Consider the following 18362-nt stretch of genomic DNA (forward strand, 5'->3'; position numbering starts at 1 on the left):
GGTTGACCTAATAATACGAAAGCCACCCGGGAGGGTGGCTTCATGGCGTCGAAGAGAATGCGTCCCAGGAGGGATTCGAACCCCCGACCGCACGCTTAGAAGGCGTGTGCTCTATCCAGCTGAGCTACTGGGACACAGCTTGATTATAGTACCACAAAGAAAGGCCGGGACTCAAGATCTTTTCGGAAAAAACATCCGGCGCGCGCAAGAAAAACCGGCTTTCGGATGTGAGGGCGGAGTTCTTTTAATAGAAAGGCGACCGCGCTCTTTGGCCGGTCGCCTTTCTTCAGCGCCCGGAACGGTGCGGTCCTCCGCCGTGGCCATGGAAGCCGGGTTGGAGACCCGGACCCGGGCCGTGGCCGGGAAAACCCGGCGCGTGGCCAGGGAATCCCGGGCCGAATCCGGGACCGAATCCGGGTCCGACTCCCGGTCCAAAACCAGGTCCGAATCCGGGGCCCGCGCCCGGGAAAAACGGTCCGACCGGAAACGGCAGCACGCCGGGATAAGGATAGGGGTAAGGATACGGGTACGGCGGGTATGGCGAGTACGGAGGGTACGGATAAGGCGGATAAGGGCCGAACGGGCCGACAGCCATCGGGCAAAACCCCCTCTTCGTGATGATATCAGCCTATGCCCGCATCGATCGGATTGACACTGCGCGGCAAGGAGGGGGAGATCCCTGCTGTTTTGACTTGAATAGGAACGTATGTTCTGATATAATGAGGAAAGCAAACCCCATGAACGGAGGAGAACCGATGGATCTGAATCGGTATGTCCGGCGAAGGCCGGTCGAAATCGTATATGTAGACAGCAAGGGGCGGACGAGCCGGCGGATCGTTTCCGTTTATTCCGTTCGGGACGGCCGCGTTCGGGTTCTGGATTGGAGCTCGAAGTCCCTTCGCACGCTGTCGGCCGGACGGATCATGAAGGCGGTGCCGGTGGCCGGATGGCGCGTGTCGTAAGCCTGGCGGTCCGGTAAATCAAAAAAGAAGCCTCGCGGGAGGCTTCCTGAATATTGAAGTTGAATGGATTGGAGCGGGTGAAGGGAATCGAACCCTCGCCTCAAGCTTGGGAAGCTGGCGTTCTACCATTGAACTACACCCGCATGCAGCGAAGCATAAAGAATCATAGCATGTCAGAAAAGTAAAATCAACCGGTTTTCCTGCTTTCCTCCGCCGATTCTCCCGCATGTCGGAATGCCGAGCGCATCTGCCCGTCCTTTACCACTTTGGACAAGGTTCATGGTATAATGCGGGTGAATCGGCAACCGCAGCCTTGCGGCCGACAGGAAGGGGTTCGCTGGATGCAGGATTCCACGAAAGATAATTTGGTCTTGTTCCCCAAGACATTGGATTACTACCAGATCCAGCTGACCCGGATGCTGGAGACGGAGCGCTACGGCGAAGCCAAAGCACTTCTCGCTTTCCTGCTGCAGTGCGGGGGAGAGGCGGAACGGCATCATACCGAATGGCAGGCGCTGCTCGGCTGGCTGGACGCCGCTTTTCCCGGCCTGGAGGCGGGCGGCTTCTCGGAAGGCGTCCTGGACGAAGACGAAGAAGAGAGCGCCGAAGATCTGCTCCGCCAGCGTCTGAACGACAGATTGGGACAGGATGCCGCCTTCGTTCCCAACCTGCTCTCGAAGCTGGACGAGACGGACGACCCCGAACAGCAGCTTCTCGCACTCGGACAATTGATCTACCTGGATCACCCGGAAGTGGAGGCGCGGATCCGGCGCTGGCTGACGGAAGGCGAGCGGCATCCGGCCGTTCAGTTTCGGGCGCTGCAAGTGCTGCGGAAGCAAGGGGCGGAAGGACCGGTCGCCTTCCTGCGCGACGGCGAGCTTCTGACGGCCGAGGCGGAGACGACGCCCGAGAGCTTCGACGATTTTCCGACTTCCGTGAAGCAGGTGCTGGAACGGGTTCGCCAGGCGGCGGAAGTGTCCGATCCGACGCTGTCCTACTTCGCCGAGGAGCTGTGGAAGGAATGCGCGCAAGCCGCTTACGGCACGGCCGTCTATCGCCGCATGACCGAGGACGACGACAGCTCGACCGACATTTGGGCGGGCGCGCTTCACCAGTTTCTGACCGAGAAGCTTCACGGTCCTCAGTCGGACGATTGGGTCCGGGACCAGTACGGCATAACGGGAGACTTGCGTTTCCGCTACGAGCAGTCGCTTCGCTGGCTTCGGCAGTACGCGGGCGAGCTTCGCCCGGAAGACTGACGGGGCGAAACTCTTGAAATGAAGGCTAGTCTTGTTTATAATGGAATGGTTTATGTTAAGCGGCCGGACAAGATGCGGCAAGCTGCTTCGGAGGGGAATTGCTCATGTTAAAAGCGAATTGGGAAAAGATAGAAAAGAACGTCGGCCTCCTCGAGGTCGAGATTGAAGAACAGCAAGTATCGGAAGCTCTGGACAAGGCGTTCCGCAAAGTCGTTCAGAAAGTGAACGTGCCTGGATTCCGCAAGGGCAAAGTTCCGCGCAAAATTTTCGAGGCCCGTTTCGGCATCGAGAGCCTGTACCAGGATGCGATCGATATCCTGCTGCCGGGAGCCTACAGCGACGCCGTCGAACAAGCCGGCATCACGCCTGTCGACCGTCCGGACGTGGACGTCGAGCAGTTCGCCAAAGGCCAGACGTTCAAGTTCAAGGCCAAAGTGACCGTCAAGCCGGAAGTGAAGCTGGGCGACTATAAGGGCCTGGAAGTTCCGGCCGCAGACGCGGAAGTGACAGACGAAGAAGTGAACGCCGAGCTGGAGCGTCTTCAGCAGCGCCACGCCGAGCTGGTCGTCGTGGATGAAGGCCCGGCGCAGCAGGGCGACATCACGATCATCGACTTCGAAGGCTTCCTGGACGGCGAGCCGTTCGAAGGCGGCAAAGCCGAGCGATATTCGCTCGAGCTGGGCTCCGGCTCGTTCATCCCCGGCTTCGAAGATCAGGTCGTCGGCCTGAACATCGCCGAAGAGAAGGACATCCATGTCACGTTCCCGGAGAACTACCAAGCGGAGAACCTTGCCGGCAAGCCGGTTGTCTTTAAGGTGAAGCTCCACGAGATCAAACGCAAGAATCTGCCGGAGCTCGACGACGAGTTCGCGAAGGACGTCAGCGAATTCGAGACGCTCGAAGAATACAAAGACGATTTGAAGGCCAAGCTGAAAGAGCGCAAGGAGAAAGATGCCGAAGCGGCCCGCGAGACGGCGGTGATCGATCAGGCCGCCGCGAACGCCGAAGTCGAGATCCCGGAAGTAATGGTCGAGAGCGAGGTCGACAACATGCTTCGCGATTTCGAGAATCGCCTGAGCTCGCAAGGAATGAATCTGGAGCTGTATTACCAGTTCAGCGGCCAGAACGAAGAAGCGCTGAAGGACCAGATGCGCGCCGATGCCGAGAAGCGCGTCCGCAACAACCTGGTGCTCGAAGCGGTCGCCCAGGCCGAGAACCTGGAAGTAACCGACGAGGATCTGGACGAAGAGCTCGCCAATCTGGCGAAGATCTACAACCGCAAAGCCGACGAGCTTCGCGCGATCTTCACCTCGAACGGATACCTGAGCACGCTGACGGCCGATCTCAAGGTTCGCAAAGCGGTCAAGTTCATCGTGGAGCAAAGCAAAACCGCCGCGTAACCCCATTACGCAGTACCGACATAACGAAAAGGCACGTGCTTGCTGCGTGCCTTCTTTTTCACCCTACATATCAGCCTCGAAGATCCGCCTCCAAGGAAGCCGCATTCGCGGAGAACCCGTCAACATGACATTGCGGTTTGAACGTGTTAGAATATTACCGATGCTCGAAGTCCTAAGCAAAATCCATCAAAGAAAAGAGGTTGGATCTCAATGAACTTGGTACCGATCGTCGTCGAACAGACGAATCGAGGGGAACGCTCGTACGATATCTACTCCCGTCTGCTCAAGGACCGGATCATCTTTCTCGGCAGCGCCATTGATGACGATGTTGCCAATTCCATCATCGCCCAACTGCTTTTCTTGGCCGCGGATGATCCGGAGAAAGACATCAGCCTGTACATTAACTCGCCCGGCGGTTCAGTAACGGCCGGAATGGGAATATATGATACCATGCAGTTTATCAAGCCGGACGTCAGCACGATCTGCGTCGGCATGGCTGCAAGCATGGGGTCGTTGCTCTTGACCGCAGGCGCGAAGGGCAAGCGGTTCGCGTTGCCGAACAGCGAAATCATGATTCACCAGCCGCTTGGCGGCGTCAGAGGACAGGCGGCAGACATCAAGATTCACGCCGACTGGATCTTGAAGACCAAAGAGAAGCTTAACAAGATCTATGTGGAGCGTACCGGCCAGTCTTATGAGAAGATCGAGCGCGATACCGACCGCGACAATTTCATGAGCGCGGAAGACGCGTGCGCTTACGGGCTGGTCGACAAGGTGATCGCCTCTCCCATCAACGGTTAAAGGAGTGATTCCATGTTTAAGTTCAACGACGAGAAAGGCCAGTTGAAGTGCTCGTTCTGCGGCAAGTCGCAGGACCAGGTTCGGAAATTGGTCGCCGGTCCCGGCGTGTATATATGCGATGAATGCATCGAACTGTGCACGGAGATTGTCGAAGAGGAACTGGGCCACGAAGAAGAGCTCGACCTCAAGGAAATTCCGAAGCCCAAGGAAATCCGCAACATTCTCGACCAATACGTCATCGGTCAGGACCAGGCGAAGAAATCGCTGTCCGTCGCCGTGTACAACCATTACAAGCGGATCAATTCGCAGAGCAAGATCGAGGACGTCGAATTGCAGAAGAGCAACATCATGCTGGTCGGTCCGACCGGTTCCGGCAAGACGCTGCTCGCTCAGACGATGGCCAAGATCCTGAACGTTCCGTTCGCGATCGCCGACGCCACTTCCTTGACCGAAGCGGGCTACGTGGGCGAGGACGTCGAGAATATTTTGCTCAAGCTGATTCAAGCTGCCGATTACGATGTCGAGAAAGCCGAACGCGGCATCATCTACATCGACGAGATCGACAAGGTGGCGCGCAAATCCGAGAACCCGTCGATTACCCGCGACGTATCGGGCGAAGGCGTTCAGCAGGCGCTGCTCAAAATTCTGGAAGGTACGGTCGCATCGGTTCCGCCGCAGGGCGGCCGCAAGCATCCGCATCAAGAGTTCATCCAGATCGACACCACGAACATTCTGTTCCTGTGCGGCGGCGCGTTCGATGGCCTGGAGCAGATCATCAAGCGCCGGATCGGCAAGAAGGTCATCGGCTTCAACGCCGGCGTCGAAGGCCAAAAGGAACTGAAGCCGGGCGAATATTTGTCCATGGTTCAGCCGGAAGACCTGCTCAAATTCGGTCTCATTCCGGAGTTCGTCGGCCGTCTCCCGGTCATCTCCGCATTGGAACCGCTCGATGAGCCGGCACTGGTCCGCATCTTGGCCGAGCCGAAGAATGCGCTTGTCAAGCAGTATCAGAAGCTGCTTGAGATGGACAACGTCAAGCTGGAATTCGAGCAAGGCGCCCTGGAAGCGATCGCCCGCGAAGCGATCAAGCGGAACACCGGCGCCCGCGGCTTGAGAGCGATCATCGAAGGCATCATGCTGGAAGTGATGTACGAAGTGCCTTCCCGCGACGATGTGAACAGCTGCGTCATTACCGAGAGCGTCGTCAAGGATAAGCTCGTGCCCGAGCTCACGACGAAGAAGGGCAAGAAAAAAGAGGAAAGCGCGTAAGAAGGACTTCGGCAGCATGCCGGAGCCGGCTGAACCGCTTTCGGCGCGATGCCGACCGCTGGTTGCGGCGAATGGCCTGGGGCGACTCGGAGCTTCGCGTCGCCCTCGGATATTCGCTTAAGACTGCCGGTTCCACCCCGCTTCCTCGCAGAAGCCGGGTGGGACTTGGCATATATGGGGAGAATGCAGACTATGTATTTGCGCACGGATACCGTTCCGGTCCGGGTGGGGAACCTGACGATCGGCGGGAACAATCAAGTGTTGCTGCAGAGCATGTGCACGACGAAGACGGCGGATGTCGCCGCTACCGTCGCCGAGATCAAACGCTTGGAAGAAGCGGGCTGCCAGCTTGTCCGGGTCACGGTGAACAACAAGGAAGCGGCGGAAGCGATCAAGGCGATCAAGCGCGAGATCAAGATTCCGCTGGTGGCGGACATTCATTTCGACTACCGGCTGGCGCTGATGGCGATTGAGAACGGCATCGACAAGGTGCGGATCAATCCGGGCAACATCGGCCGCCGCGAGAAAGTCGAAGCGGTCGTCAAGGCGTGCAAGGAGAGAGGCATTCCGATCCGGATCGGCGTCAATGCCGGTTCGCTGGAGAATCATCTGCTCGAGAAATACGGCTATCCGACGGCGGATGCCATGGTCGAGAGCGCTCTTTTTCATATCGGCATTTTGGAAGAACTCGATTTTCACGATATTATCGTCTCTCTTAAGGCTTCCGACGTGCCGATGGCCATCGCGGCCTATTCGAAAGCGGCCGAAGTCATCAGATACCCGCTTCACCTCGGCATTACGGAAGCGGGGACGCTGTTCTCCGGCACGATCAAGAGCGCCGCGGGGCTCGGCGTGCTCCTCAACATGGGAATCGGCAACACGATGCGCATCTCGCTCAGCGCCGACCCGGTCGAAGAGATTAAGGCGGCCCGCGAGCTGCTGAAGACGTTCGGACTGATCACGGACGCTCCGACGCTGATTTCCTGCCCGACCTGCGGACGGTTGGACATCGACTTGTTCGCGGTGGCGAACGAGGTCGAAGATTATTTGTCCAAGCTGAAGGTGCCGATCAAAGTATCGGTTCTTGGCTGCGCGGTGAACGGACCGGGCGAAGCGCGGGAGGCGGATATCGGCATCGCGGGCGCGCGCGGCGAAGGAATGCTGTTCCGTTACGGCGAGATCGTCCGCAAGATTCCGGAGGCGGAGCTCTTATCCGAGTTAAAGAAAGAGATCGACGAGATCGTCAAAGTGTATAACGAGACGGGCGTCATTCCGGGCCGCAAGCACTGAGCGATCGCTTTGCGGCGAAACGTTCGCCGATTTCGGCGGAACGAATGGAACCGGGTACCATCGATACGGATTCGGATCAGGCACCCTTTGCGGGTGCCTTTTTACATGGGCAGCCACGGTGCGGTAACGATTTTTTTTAAATACATATTTACAAACCGACCATCGGTCTGTTATTGTGATGATACCAAAACGTTCCAAGAAAGAGGGGTACGATGAAGCGCGAACTCAAGCGGGAACAGACACTGCGCAAGTTGATCGAGGCAAGCCGGGATTTGATCCGGGAGAAAGGCTGCATCCAGACGACGATGAGCGATATTATGGAGCGGTCCGGACTGTCCAAAGGAGCGATCTTTCATTATGTGAAAGGAAAAGACGAACTGTTCGGGCTGGTCCTGCAGTCTCGTACGGAGGAGACGGACCGGCTATTCAAGGAAGCGGTGAACCGGCGCCCCGATTTCCAGGGGCCGATGCGCGCGATCGCATCCGGCTTCCCGGAATTGTCCGATCCGCAAGACGTATCGAACCGGATCTTCCGCTATTTGCTCGGCAGAAGCGAAGAGCCCGGCGTCGGCGAAATCCTGGCGCGATACTACGAGGATTCCGTTCGGAAGTCGGCGGTATGGATCGAGCAAGGACAACGCCACGGCGTCATTCCCGAAGCCGTGGACGCGAACAAGACGGGGGAAATGTTCGTCTTGCTCTCCCTCGGCATGCGATTGCGAAGCGGCATCGAGGGCGTTCCGAATTCGGTGACGGCGGAAGACATGGCCGAATGGATCGCAGGAACGCTTCATTCTCAGCCGGGAACGGCGAGTTCATGGCCTGAAGAAGAAGGAGGAAACCATCGATGAACGGATATTTAATGCTGCATTTGCTGGGCGCGATCTTGTTCGTCGGCAATATCGTGACGGCGGCGTTCTGGAAAACGACCGCGGATCGCACCGCCAATCCGGCGGTCATTCTTCAGGCGGCAAGGAACGTCATGCGGGCCGACTGGGTATTCACCGTGCCGGGACTGGCGCTTCTGATCGTCTCGGGGTCGCTGATGGCCGCCAATGCCGGTTACTCGCTAAGCGGCTTGAACTGGCTGACGCTGTCGCTCGCGCTCTTCGCCGTTACCGCGATCATTTGGCTGGCGGCCCTCATCCCGCTTCAGAGGAAGATGATCCGCCAAGGCGAAGAAGCCGTACGGCTGGGAGTCCCGACGGCAGCTTATCGCCGCTCTTCGTTGAACTGGGCGATTTTCGGAACGCTGGCGACGCTTCTTCCCCTTATCATCCTGTATCTGATGATCGCGAAATCGAATATCGGGTGAGGGCTTCTGAACGCGAGCGCAATTCTCTCTCCCATCATGACTATATCCTCCGGGATTCGGGCAAACTACCAAGTAAATGTCCGGATGCCGGATTTTTTGCGCCGTCCGGGCTTGCGCCTTCAGAGGTTCGGCTTTCCCCGGCATTGGAGGACGCAAGGTACGGAAAGGATGGGATAGGATGACTTTAAGCACGCTTTTGATGCTCGTTCAGGTGTTCTTCGCTGTCGTGATCGGCGTTTATTTCTGGAATCTGCTGCGGAATCAGAAAACGAACCGTACGGCCGTCGACCGCGAATCGCGCAAAGAGATGGACAAATTGCGCAAGCTGCGCTCGATCTCCTTGACGAAGCCGCTGTCGGAAAGGACTCGCCCGGCGGCGATGACCGACATCGTCGGCCAGAAGGAAGGGCTGCGCGCGCTCAAGGCGGCGCTTTGCAGCGGCAATCCGCAGCATGTGATCGTCTACGGTCCGCCCGGCGTCGGCAAGACGGCAGCCGCTCGCGTCATTCTGGAAGAAGCGAAGAAGAACGCTTCGTCGCCGTTCCGTCTGGACGCCAAGTTCACCGAGATCGACGCGACGACGGCCCGGTTCGACGAGCGCGGGATCGCCGATCCGCTGATCGGGTCGGTGCACGATCCGATCTACCAAGGCGCCGGCGCGATGGGCGTCGCCGGCATTCCCCAGCCGAAGCCGGGGGCGGTGACGAAAGCGCACGGGGGCATTCTGTTTATCGACGAGATCGGCGAACTTCATCCCATCCAAATGAACAAGCTGCTGAAGGTGCTGGAAGACCGCAAAGTTTATTTGGAGAGTGCCTATTACCATGCGGAAGATCCGAACATTCCGCTGTACATTCACGATATTTTCCAAAACGGGCTTCCGGCCGACTTCCGTCTTGTCGGGGCGACGACGCGTTCGCCGAACGACCTTCCGCCGGCTCTTCGCAGCCGCTGCATGGAAATTTATTTCCGGCCGCTGCTTCCGGAGGAGATCGGACAGATCGCCGAGAACGCGATCGCCAAGATCGGATTCCCGCCCCAGCCGGATGCGGTCGAAGTCGTGAAGCATTACGCGACGAACGGACGGGAAGCCGTCAACATGATCCAGCTGGCCGCCGGGCTGGCGTTGTCCGAGAACCGCCAAGGCGTATCGGCGGCCGATGTCGAATGGGTGGCGAACAGCAGCCAGCTGCCGCCTCGTCCCGACCGCAAGATTCCCATGGAGCCGAAGGTCGGGCTCGTCAACGGACTGGCCGTCTACGGTCCCAGCATGGGGGCGCTTCTGGAGATCGAAGTGACCGCCATTCCCGTAACCGCTGGCAAAGGAACGTTCACGATTACCGGCGTCGTGGAGGAGGAGGAGCTGGGCGGCGGCCAGCGGACGCTTAGGCGCAAGAGCATGGCCAAGGGCTCGGTGGACAACGTGCTCACCGTGCTCCGCCGCTGCGGCCTGCAGCCGGAACGGTTCGACCTGCATATCAACTTCCCGGGCGGGACGCCGGTCGACGGCCCGTCCGCCGGGGTGGCGATGGCGGTGGCGATCGCGTCGGCGATGTCGAACCGGCCCGTCGACAACAAGATCGCGATGACCGGGGAGATCAGCATCCACGGCCGGGTCAAGCCGGTCGGCGGCGTGGTGGCCAAAGTCGAAGCGGCCTTTCAGGCGGGCGCCGAGACGGTCATCATCCCGAAGGAGAACTGGCAGGCGATCTTCGAAGGGCTGGAAGGCGTGACGGTCATTCCGGCCGAGACGATCGACGAAGTTTTCCTGCGAATCTTCGGCGAAGAATTGGCCGGACGGCGCGACCTGGAAGTCGCGGATCGTCCGCTGCCCGAGTCTTTCCCGGCCGCGGCGCCGGTATCCGTGCTCCATGCCGGCGGCATTCCCGCCGAGACGCCGTCCGCGCCCGCGCATTATCCGCGGGACGGCGGACATTCCGCACCGAACGCCGGCGCGCCGGTCTCGGGCTGAAACAGCCGTAACCGCCGCAACCGCGGAATCCATGACTGAAGCCGTCCTTCGGGACGGCTTCTTTATATGCCGGGAATAAGGCCGGGTGCGGAATGCGGCAGATTGTGTCCATTTTGCGGCGGCGGGTAACATTTGATACAATGTTTGAAGGACCTTGAATGGCCCAATGCCAATACATCGATGGAGGTGCCGGATCATGGGCTCGAATAAAACCAAAAGCCGTTCTCTGCCCTTGCTGCCCTTGAGAGGGCTCCTGGTCTACCCAAGCATGGTGCTGCATCTGGACGTCGGTCGGGAGAAGTCGGTCAAAGCGCTGGAACAATGCATGGTCGACGATCACATGATCCTGCTCTGCTCGCAGTCGGAGGTCAACATCGAAGAGCCGACCCAGGAAGACATCTACCGCGTCGGCACGATTGCGAAAGTCCGCCAAATGCTCAAACTTCCGAACGGAACGATTCGCGTGCTGGTCGAAGGGGTCGTCCGCGCGGAGATCGAACAATATTTGCCTAACGATCAATTCTACGAAGTGGTCGCCCGCGAGCTGCCGGATCAGCTGAGCGGCGATTCGGAGCTGGACGCGCTCATGCGCGCCGTTCTCAGCCAGTTCGAGAATTACATCAACCTGTCCAAGAAAGTGACGCCGGAGACGCTGGCGGCCGTCTCGGACATCGAGGAGCCGGGCCGTCTGGCGGACGTCATCACGAGCCACTTGTCGCTCAAGATCAAGGATAAGCAGGAGATCCTCGAGACGGTGGACGTTCGCGAGCGGCTCGAGAAGCTGCTCGATTTCCTGAACAACGAGCGCGAGGTGCTCGAGCTCGAGCGCAAGATCAGCCAGCGCGTCAAGAAGCAGATGGAGAAGACGCAGAAGGAATACTACCTTCGCGAGCAGATGAAGGCGATTCAGAAGGAACTCGGCGAGAAGGAAGGGCGCGCCGGCGAGGTCGAGGAGCTGCGCAATCAGCTGGCCGAAGCGAAGCTGCCCGAGAAGATGGCGGCCAAAGTCGAGAAGGAGATCGACCGGCTCGAGAAAATGCCGGCTTCCTCGGCCGAAGGCGGCGTCATCCGCACTTATGTCGAATGGGTACTTGCGCTTCCGTGGAGCAAAGAGACGGAGGACCATCTGGACATCGCCAAGGCGGAGGAGCTCTTGGACGAGGAGCATTCCGGCCTGGAGAAGCCCAAGGAACGGGTGCTCGAATATTTGGCGGTTCAACAGCTCGTCAAAAAGCTGAAAGGACCGATCCTGTGCTTCGTCGGCCCCCCGGGGGTCGGCAAGACGTCGCTCGGCCGCTCGGTCGCCAAATCGCTCGGCCGGGAATTCGTCCGGGTGTCGCTCGGCGGGGTGCGCGACGAAGCGGAGATCCGCGGCCACCGCAGAACGTACGTCGGCGCGATGCCGGGACGAATCATCCAGGGGATGCGTACCGCAGGCACCCAGAACCCGGTCTTCCTGCTGGACGAGATCGACAAGATGGCGATGGACTTCCGCGGCGACCCGGCTTCGGCGATGCTCGAAGTGCTCGATCCGGAGCAGAACGCCACGTTCAGCGACCATTACATCGAGATGCCGTTCGATCTGTCCAAAGTCATGTTCATTACGACGGCCAACGCCGTGCATCATATCCCGCGTCCGCTGCTCGACCGGATGGAGGTTCTCTACATCCCGGGCTACACGGAGCTGGAGAAGCTGGAGATCGCCCGCAAGCACCTGCTGCCGAAGCAGAAGCGCGATCACGGCCTGGAAGACGAGCAGCTCGTCATCGACCCGGAGACGCTGCAGCAGCTCATTCGCGATTACACGCGGGAATCGGGCGTGCGCAACCTGGAGCAGCAGCTCGCCTCGATCTGCCGGAAGGCGGCCAAGCGGATCGTCGCCGACCCGGATGCCGCGCCGATCGTCATTGACAGCGAACGGCTGAAGGAATTCCTCGGCCCGTCCAAATTCCGGTACGGCATGGCCGAGCTGGAGGACCAGATCGGCGCCGTGACCGGCCTGGCCTGGACCGAAGTGGGCGGCGACACGCTCGTCATCGAAGTGACCGTCATGCCCGGAAGCGGCAAGCTCACGCTGACCGGCAAGCTGGGCGACGTCATGAAGGAATCCGCTCAGGCCGCGTTCAGCTACATTCGCAGCCGCGCCAAAGAGTGGGGAATCGATCCCGCCTTCCATGAGAAGAACGACATTCATATTCATATTCCCGAAGGGGCGATTCCGAAGGACGGTCCGTCGGCGGGCATTACGATGGCTACCGCGCTCGTGTCGGCGCTGACCGGCCTGCGCGTCAATCGCGAGGTGGCGATGACCGGCGAGATCACGCTGCGCGGCCGTGTGCTGCCGATCGGCGGGTTGAAAGAGAAGTCGCTCGCCGCTCACCGCTTCGGTATCAAGAAGGTGCTCATCCCGAAGGACAACGAGCGCGATCTGCGCGACGTGCCCGACAGCATCAAGGCGGCGATGACGTTCGTACCGGTGTCCGGCATGGACGAAGTGCTCCGCCACGCCTTGTCCGATCCGCTGCCCGCAATCGTTCCGGATGACGAAGAGCAGGCGTTCCCGCGCCAAACGTCCGCTCTGGCGGCGCCGGAAGAAGGGCGGGAGGACGTCCCGCCGCTCGGAACTCACTGACAGGAGACAAGGACGAAGCGATGATCATTAAATCCAGCGAATTTGTCATCAGCGCGGTCGGGCCGAAGCAATATCCCGACGAGGGCTTGCCGGAGGTGGCGCTCGCGGGCCGATCGAACGTCGGCAAATCGTCGCTGATCAACCGGATGCTGCTGCGGAAGAACTTGGCCCGGACGAGTTCGCAGCCGGGCAAGACGCAGCAGCTGAACTATTACCGGATCAACGAAGAGCTGTTCTTCGTGGACGTTCCCGGATACGGGTACGCTCGGGTATCGAAGACGGAACGGGAAGCGTGGGGGAGGATGATCGAAGCGTATCTCCGCAAGCGGGAGACGCTTCGGCTCGTCATCCTGCTCGTCGACTTGCGCCATCCTCCCAGCGCCCTGGACCGTTCCATGTACGACTGGCTGTCCCACTACGGCATCCCGCTCTGCGTCGTGGCCACGAAGGCCGACAAGCTCGGCCGCAGCCAGCTCCCCAAACACGCCAAGCAAGTGCGGGAGACGCTCGGCATGCCCCGTTCGCAGCCGCTGATCCTGTTCTCGTCCGAGACGGGACAGGGAAGGGACGAATTATGGAGCTTGATCGAGCAATCTGCCGATTTGGCCGCAAAGTCCCCCTCGGAGCCGCAGAATGACCCGCAGGAAACCGAGGATAACGGGTAAAAGCCGGAGAAGATTACGGCAGGAATCGTTTTTTACGAGTATATCCGGGAATATCGCGGTTCGGGCGTGGGCGGCCTTTTCGGAATTATCGTATAATAAAGGGGAACCATGAAGCAGTCACCTTCGTTAGCAAAATGGAATTGAGGAGATTTCTATGGCTGAGCGAGTAGCCACGGAGTATGTCAATGCCAGTCTGACCGTGACGGAAGCCGAAATGACCCTTCTTTTCACCTTGTGCGAGACGCAGCAGCTACGTCTGCAAGTGTTCGTTCTGGATAACGGGAATCAAGAGATTGTCCTGGAAGACCGCGGCGGAGGCGAAGCCATCCGGCTGACCTTCGAACGCGACGGACGGGGCTACCGGTGCGTGCTGTCGTGCCGGGTCGTAAAGCCTACTTTGACCAACGCTTTGCGCAAGCTCGTATCCACCTTCCGGGGGGATGCGGTCGTCAACCGGATCTACCCGACTTTCACAATGGTCTACCATTATTTGCAGGGCAAAGTCATTCGCATCGTCGAGATCAAAGGCAACGAACTGCGCACGGTGTTCGAGCAGCGGGATACGCTCGGATGGCTGGAAGCGCAATTCAAGCGCCAGGCGGTCGAAGAGGAGATCGGCATTTTGCGCGCTGCCGTGAACGAGTGGCTCGACAAGCGCAATCGCGCCGGTTCCCCCGAGGAGATCGCCGAGATCGATGAACGGCTGAAAGCCCACAGCCGACTGTTGTTCGCTTTGGAGGCGTGAAACGGTCCGTTTCCTGCCCGGCACCATCATCTTACGCAGCCTTGCCGCATCCCGTGCGGCGGGCTTTTTTGTTTTTTCGGAATTCTCTTTACCTAAATTTTAACAACCACCCCTTTGCGAAGAGCGTCTAAATATTGGGATCGATGCATAAAAACGGGGGTGCTTTTTTTGAGAAAACGGTTGGTTGCGCCGCTGGCGTTAACGGTTGCGGCGGCGGTCGCAATGGGAGGATGCAGCGGGAGCGGAAGCTCGGGAGAGGACAAGCTGAAGCCGCTTGGCAAGGACGAACAGGCGACGATTAAGGTAATGTTCTATGACGAAAGCGCCTTTTTCCAGGAGTACGGAAGTTTGTTCATCAGCAAATTTCCGAACATCGACGTTCAGGTCGTCAACATGCAGACGCTCTATAACACGGGCGTTTACACGGAAGATTCGATTTACAAATTTATCGACCAGCAAAAGCCGGACGTGCTCATGCTGTCTCCGGACCAGTACGAGAAGATGGCAACCGACGGCAAGCTGTACGAACTCGATTCCGTCATCAAACAGGACAAGTTCGATACGGAAGGCATTCAACCGGCCATTCTGAAGCTGCTTCGGGACAAGGGCAACGGCACCCTGTACGGGCTCAGCCCGTCTTTCAGCAACAGCGCGCTATTCTATAACAAGGATCTGTTTGAGAAGTACGGCATCGAGCCTCCAACCGACTCCATGAGCTGGGACGAGATTCTGACATTGGCCGAACGTTTCCCGACCGACGGATCTGATAAGGATCGGATCTACGGCTTCGGCGTGCAAAATTACGGATCGATTATCGATATGGCCTATCAGATCGGCTCTACGAACGGTTTGCGGGTATTAAGCCCCGACGGCAGTCAGGTAACGATGAATACGGACGCCTGGAAACAAGTGTTTCAAACCGTCGCGAAGGCTGCCGCTTCCAAGGCGATTAGGCTTCCTTCGAATAACATGGCGAACGGAAGCATGACGATGGAGGAATATTACAACCGTGATCCGTTCATCTCTGGCAAAACGGCGATGTACGTAGGCTATTCCTATGACGTTCAGAATATCAAGCAGGCCAAATCTTCAATGCCCGACAAGAAGCTGAATTGGGGAATCGTCACCGCGCCGGTCGATCCGAATAACCGAGGGCAAAGCAACTCGTTCAGCTTGAGCAACGTCTTCGCGGTGAACGCTCAATCTCCGAACCTCCGAGCAGCATGGGAGTTCGTCAAATATATCGATAGCGAGGATTTCGCTCGAGTCAAATCGAAGTCCTCCAATTCCGGGAACTTGCTAAGCCGAACCGCCTACAATCCGGATGTGGACGGCGTCAGCCTGGAACCGTTCTACAAGCTGGAACCGGTATCCGATCCCGTCTATTCGCTTGATAAAGCCCCTGCGAGCTTCTATGGGCTGTTCATGCCGATTCTGCAGGACGAGCTTCAAGCGGTCATCGACGGCAAGAAGACGCTTGACGAGGCGTCGGCCGATATTCAAAGCAGAGCCCAGGAGGCGCTCGTAAAGGCCAAAAAGCAGGACGAAGAGGCCAAAGCCAAGCAGCAGGCATCCGCTGCTTCGGCCGATGTATCGTCCGGTTCGGCCGCCGCGAGCGCATCGGCTTCGGCGTCCGCGACTGACGAACCGTGACCTGAAAAAGTGTCCGAAGCCCGTCACAGACGCACCGCGCGAAAATCGGTTCGGAACGCGGCCCGAACGTGAAAAAACGCCCATTTGGACGCTGCAGGCGCCCGCTGCCGAAAGCAGCGAAAAAAAGGGTTGCAATTCGGGCGGATAGATGTTATTTTTATTTTCGTTGACAACACAATAGGAACCAGGATTCACTCAGGAACGGATTGCGAGAGTGTGCAAATTCCCTCAAGCAGTGAATGACGTAGGTCCTAGCGGATGAAATCAGGTTCACATTTTATTCCTAGGAAGGGGGAACCGAAAGATGGAATACTCTACTTTCGGACGACACGTTGCAGTTGATACTTGGGGAGTCGATTTCGACGTATTGAACGATTCGGAACTTCTCCAATCGCACATGGTGGAAGCTGCAGAAGCCTGCGGCGCGACCGTTCTTTCGGTGCAAGCGAAGCAATTCGAACCGCAAGGCGCCACGGTTCTCGTTATGTTGTCGGAGAGCCATCTCTCCATTCACACGTATCCTGAAAGAGGTTTTGCCGCCATCGACTGTTACACGTGCGGCGAGACGGTCGATCCGCAGCTTGCGATCGATTACCTGGTTAATGTGCTCAAGCCGGAGAGAACTTATGCCAAGAAGCTGATTCGCGGTCTCGGCGAGATGCAGGTCGAAGAGCCGAACCTCAAGCAAGTGGAATTGGTGTAACCATAACCAAAGCAATAACGCGAACGTATGCTAAGCCACGGGGATGATCCCCGTGGCTTTTTAGCGGAGCGAAAGGCGCCGCAAGGGCGAAGCGGCGGGAATAGTTTCTGTGCGATTCGCCAACAATAGGTAAAATACGAGCTCCATGTTCGCAAAGTTTTCATAACTTCCGGGCGCGATGGCCCGATGGAACTATGCTATAATAGGTCAAGACATGCCGGATATCAGGCGACTTGAACAAGAAAGGCAGGTGAATGCTCGTGCATCTGATCGTGGTCGGGTTGAATTACCGGACGGCGCCCGTCGAAGTCAGGGAACGGTTCGCGCTATCGGAGACGGATTTGCCGCTTGCGCTCGAGTCGCTCAAGCAGACGACGGGCATTCTGGAGGGCGTGATCGTCGCCACCTGCAACCGAACGGAGATTTATGCGGTCGTCGACCGGCACACGCTGTGCGGACATTATATCCGTTCGTTCATGGAGACGTGGTTCAACGTTCCCCGGACGGAGTTCAACCCCTACTTGTATATGTACGAAGACGAGCGAATGATCGAGCATCTGTTCCGGGTCGCGTGCGGATTGGACTCGATGGTGATCGGAGAGACGCAAATCCTCGGTCAGGTGAGGGACGCTTTCCTCCTTGCTCAGGAGCAGAAAGCGACGGGGACGCTGTTCAATCGGCTGTTCAAGCAGGCCGTAACCGTAGCGAAGCGGGCCCAGAGCGAGACGTCGATCGGCGAGAACGCGGTATCCGTCAGCTATGCGGCGGTGGAGCTCGGCAAGCGCATTTTCGGACGGTTCGACAACAAGAAGATCATGATTCTCGGCGCCGGCAAAATGAGCGAGTTGACCGCGAAGCATCTCAGCTCGGCCGGAGCGAAGGAAGTGCTCGTGGTCAACCGGACGGTGGCCCGGGCCGAGGAGCTCGCACGCAAATTCGACGGCGTCGCTCTGTCGATGGATCAGGCGATCGGAAGACTGCATGAGGCGGACATCATCATCAGCAGTACCGGCGCGAAGCGGTTCGTGCTGAACCGTTCAACCGTCGAAGAAGCGATGTCGGGGCGGAAGCAGCGGCCGTTGTTCCTGATCGATATCGCCGTGCCGCGCGATATCGACCCGGCTTGCGGGGAGCTTCGCAACGTCTTCCTCTACGATATCGACGACTTGGAAGGCATTGTGGAGACGAACCTGGAGAACCGCCGGAAGGAAGCCGCCGTGATCGAGAAGATGATCGCCGCCGAGCTGGCCGCTTACCAGGAATGGTACGGGACGCTGGGCGTGGCTCCGCTCATTCGCGGCTTGCAGGAGAAGGCGGCCGCCATTCATGAGCAGACCTTGGACAGCCTGCTGCGAAAATTGCCGGATCTGGACGAACGGCAAGTCAAAGTCATTCGCAAGCTGACCAAGAGCATGCTCAGCCAGATGATTCACGATCCGATTCTTCGCGTCAAGGAAACGGCCGCCGTCAAACGGGGAGACGCGATGATGGATGCGTTCGTCCAGCTTTTCGCGCTGGAAGAGGACGTCGCCCGCATCGAGGCGGAGATGCAAGCCGGGGAGAACGCGAACGCGGCTTCCAAGGCGGAGCCGAAAACGGCGGACAAAGCGTACGAGACTCCCTCGATTCTCTCGCAATTGGCGGGCGTGCTTCGCTGAAGCGGCAAGGCGGGAGCCCGGCGCGGGAAGCGGAAGGG

The 18362-nt window shown here is 58.6% G+C and carries 15 protein-coding genes and 2 tRNA genes; 15 read left to right on the forward strand and 2 right to left on the reverse strand.

The window, feature by feature from the left end; translation table 11 throughout:
- Nucleotides 1-60: 60 nt before the first annotated feature.
- Nucleotides 61-134, reverse strand: a tRNA-Arg gene (locus tag H7C18_RS00005).
- 621 nt (nt 135-755) lie between these two features.
- Between H7C18_RS00005 and H7C18_RS00010 the strand changes: the two genes are divergently transcribed.
- The gene (locus tag H7C18_RS00010) at nt 756-962 is read left to right on the forward strand and encodes a hypothetical protein (protein WP_185126958.1); all 207 of its coding nucleotides are present in this window, start codon (nt 756-758) and stop codon (nt 960-962) included.
- A gap of 69 nt (nt 963-1031) precedes the next feature.
- Here the strand turns inward: H7C18_RS00010 and H7C18_RS00015 are convergent.
- Nucleotides 1032-1105, reverse strand: a tRNA-Gly gene (locus tag H7C18_RS00015).
- A gap of 198 nt (nt 1106-1303) precedes the next feature.
- Here H7C18_RS00015 and H7C18_RS00020 point away from each other — a divergent pair.
- The 14 genes from H7C18_RS00020 to hemA all read left to right on the forward strand — a co-directional run bounded on the left by H7C18_RS00020 (nt 1304) and on the right by hemA (nt 18324).
- Nucleotides 1304-2221, forward strand: a complete 918-nt coding sequence (locus H7C18_RS00020) for a HEAT repeat domain-containing protein (RefSeq protein WP_238357370.1) — start codon at nt 1304-1306, stop codon at nt 2219-2221.
- Nucleotides 2222-2325: 104 nt separating this feature from the next.
- On the forward strand, nt 2326-3621 hold the full coding sequence (tig, locus tag H7C18_RS00025; RefSeq protein WP_185126959.1) for a trigger factor: 1296 nt from the start codon (nt 2326-2328) through the stop codon (nt 3619-3621).
- 210 nt (nt 3622-3831) lie between these two features.
- Nucleotides 3832-4422 (forward strand): ATP-dependent Clp endopeptidase proteolytic subunit ClpP, encoded by a 591-nt coding sequence (gene clpP, locus H7C18_RS00030; protein ID WP_185126960.1) that lies wholly within the window; start codon nt 3832-3834, stop codon nt 4420-4422.
- A 12-nt stretch (nt 4423-4434) separates the two neighbouring features.
- Nucleotides 4435-5691 carry an ATP-dependent protease ATP-binding subunit ClpX gene (clpX, locus tag H7C18_RS00035; protein WP_185126961.1) on the forward strand — a complete coding sequence of 419 codons (1257 nt, stop codon included), beginning with the start codon at nt 4435-4437 and terminating at the stop codon, nt 5689-5691.
- Between the two features lie 192 nt (nt 5692-5883).
- Entirely contained in the window at nt 5884-6981 is a 1098-nt protein-coding gene (gene ispG / locus H7C18_RS00040; RefSeq protein WP_185126962.1) for a flavodoxin-dependent (E)-4-hydroxy-3-methylbut-2-enyl-diphosphate synthase, read from the forward strand.
- 212 nt (nt 6982-7193) lie between these two features.
- On the forward strand, nt 7194-7832 hold the full coding sequence (locus H7C18_RS00045; RefSeq protein ID WP_185126963.1) for a TetR/AcrR family transcriptional regulator: 639 nt from the start codon (nt 7194-7196) through the stop codon (nt 7830-7832).
- Complete coding sequence (locus H7C18_RS00050; protein WP_185126964.1) at nt 7829-8296, forward strand: DUF2269 family protein; 468 nt, start codon at nt 7829-7831, stop codon at nt 8294-8296. The genes H7C18_RS00045 and H7C18_RS00050 overlap by 4 nt, the downstream gene beginning before the upstream one ends.
- Nucleotides 8297-8474: 178 nt before the next feature.
- Nucleotides 8475-10268, forward strand: a complete 1794-nt coding sequence (gene lonB / locus H7C18_RS00055) for an ATP-dependent protease LonB (RefSeq protein ID WP_185126965.1) — start codon at nt 8475-8477, stop codon at nt 10266-10268.
- A gap of 196 nt (nt 10269-10464) precedes the next feature.
- A complete protein-coding gene (gene lon / locus H7C18_RS00060; RefSeq protein ID WP_185126966.1) occupies nt 10465-12900 on the forward strand; it encodes an endopeptidase La in 2436 nt (811 codons plus the stop codon).
- 20 nt (nt 12901-12920) lie between these two features.
- Complete coding sequence (yihA, locus tag H7C18_RS00065; RefSeq protein WP_185126967.1) at nt 12921-13565, forward strand: ribosome biogenesis GTP-binding protein YihA/YsxC; 645 nt, start codon at nt 12921-12923, stop codon at nt 13563-13565.
- Between the two features lie 154 nt (nt 13566-13719).
- Nucleotides 13720-14310 carry a non-ribosomal peptide synthetase module gene (locus H7C18_RS00070; protein ID WP_185126968.1) on the forward strand — a complete coding sequence of 197 codons (591 nt, stop codon included), beginning with the start codon at nt 13720-13722 and terminating at the stop codon, nt 14308-14310.
- Between the two features lie 168 nt (nt 14311-14478).
- A complete protein-coding gene (locus H7C18_RS00075; protein ID WP_238357371.1) occupies nt 14479-15963 on the forward strand; it encodes an ABC transporter substrate-binding protein in 1485 nt (494 codons plus the stop codon).
- Between the two features lie 304 nt (nt 15964-16267).
- Nucleotides 16268-16666: an adenosylmethionine decarboxylase gene (gene speD, locus H7C18_RS00080; RefSeq protein ID WP_185126969.1), complete on the forward strand. Its 399-nt coding sequence runs from the start codon at nt 16268-16270 to the stop codon at nt 16664-16666.
- A gap of 260 nt (nt 16667-16926) precedes the next feature.
- Nucleotides 16927-18324 carry a glutamyl-tRNA reductase gene (hemA, locus tag H7C18_RS00085; RefSeq protein WP_185127190.1) on the forward strand — a complete coding sequence of 466 codons (1398 nt, stop codon included), beginning with the start codon at nt 16927-16929 and terminating at the stop codon, nt 18322-18324.
- Nucleotides 18325-18362 lie beyond the last annotated feature (38 nt).

Source organism: Cohnella zeiphila, assembly GCF_014212055.1.
Taxonomy (GTDB): Bacteria; Bacillota; Bacilli; order Paenibacillales; family Paenibacillaceae; genus Cohnella; species Cohnella zeiphila.